This window comes from Isoptericola sp. NPDC019482 (assembly GCF_040632295.1).
Taxonomy (GTDB): domain Bacteria; phylum Actinomycetota; class Actinomycetes; order Actinomycetales; family Cellulomonadaceae; genus Isoptericola.
Genome location: NZ_JBEYBQ010000079.1, coordinates 1 through 1302 on the forward strand (window position 1 = coordinate 1; position 1302 = coordinate 1302).

At 69.6% G+C, this 1302-nt stretch carries 1 protein-coding gene; it reads left to right on the forward strand.

The window, feature by feature from the left end; translation table 11 throughout:
• The first annotated feature begins 49 nt into the window (after positions 1 to 49).
• A complete protein-coding gene (locus tag ABZ493_RS21750; protein WP_430584198.1) occupies positions 50 to 1267 on the forward strand; it encodes an IS30 family transposase in 1218 nt (405 codons plus the stop codon).
• Positions 1268 to 1302: the final 35 nt, after the last annotated feature.

A 1302-nucleotide genomic window follows, 5' to 3' on the forward strand; every position in this document is an offset into this window, starting at 1 on the left:
GGCGGTCTCAACCGGTCATCGCAACATCCTGATCTGGAGGGTGTGCGTGATGGTTCGTGGTGGGGTGCGGGTGCCGAGGGCGTGGCGGCGGGTGTTCTGGCGGGTGTTCGTCGATGGCGGGGATGTGGGTGCGGCTGCTCGGGTGGCGGGCGTGTCCGTGCGTACGGCGCAGGACTGGGTCGCGCAGGCTGGCGGGGTGCCTGATCTCGATCTTGCAGCGCCCACGGGCCGGTTCTTGTCGTTCGTCGAGCGTGAGCAGATCGGTCTGCTGCACGCAGCGGGCGTGGGCGTGCGAGAGATCGGGCGCCGGTTAGGGCGGCCGGCCTCGACGATCAGCCGGGAGCTGGCGCACCCGGGCCGACGGGCCTCGGACGGCCGGTATGTGCCCTCGGTCGCTCAAGCGCACCGTGACCGGGCCACGGCCCGCCCTAAGGCCGGGCAGCGCAAGCTGGTGGGTAACCCGCGGTTAGCCGGTTACATCGAGGCTCGACTGGACGGGCGGGTACGCCCGGACAGCGGCCGGTCCGGGGCGTGGAGCCCGCAGCAGATCTCCAACCGGTTGAAGATCGACTTCCCGGATGATGTGACCATGCAGGTCAGTCACGAGACGATCTACCAGGCGCTCTACGTCCAGGGCCGCGGCGGGCTGCGTAAAGAGCTGCACACCGCGCTGCGCACCGGTCGGGCCCGACGCCGCCCGGTCGCGCAGACGCGCGCCAACCGGCAAGGCAGGCGCGTGATCAGCGACGAGTACCTGATCTCCGAGCGCCCGGCCGAGGTTGCCGACCGGGCCGTGCCCGGCCACTGGGAAGGCGATCTGATCATCGGCACCGCGAACAAGTCCGCGATCGGGACCCTGGTCGAACGCACCACCCGGTTCGTGATGCTGCTGCACCTACCGCACGGGTACGCCGCCGAGCAGGTCGCCGACGCGATGCGCACCAAGATCCGCACCCTGCCGACGCATCTACGCCGCACCCTGACCTGGGACCAGGGCCGTGAGATGACCCCGAACGCGGGCACCGATATCGGGTTCACCGATCCCGTCGATCTGTTCTTCTGCGACCCGCACTCGCCCTGGCAACGCGGCACGAACGAGAACACCAACGGGCTGCTGCGCCAGTACTACCCCAAGGGCACCGACCTCTCCGTGCACCCCGCTAGCGACCTCGAGGACGTCGCCGATGCACTCAACGGCCGACCCCGCCAGACCCTCGGCTGGGCAACCCCCGCCGAGAAACTCGCCGAGCTACTCTCGACCACCTGACCAACCCGGTGTTGCGATGACCGGTTGAGACCGCC

What these genes read in the sequence shown, in the direction of transcription:
- ABZ493_RS21750 (WP_430584198.1), top strand. Translation starts at nt 50, where the DNA reads ATGGTTCGTGGTGGGGTGCGGGTGCCGAGGGCGTGGCGGCGGGTGTTC.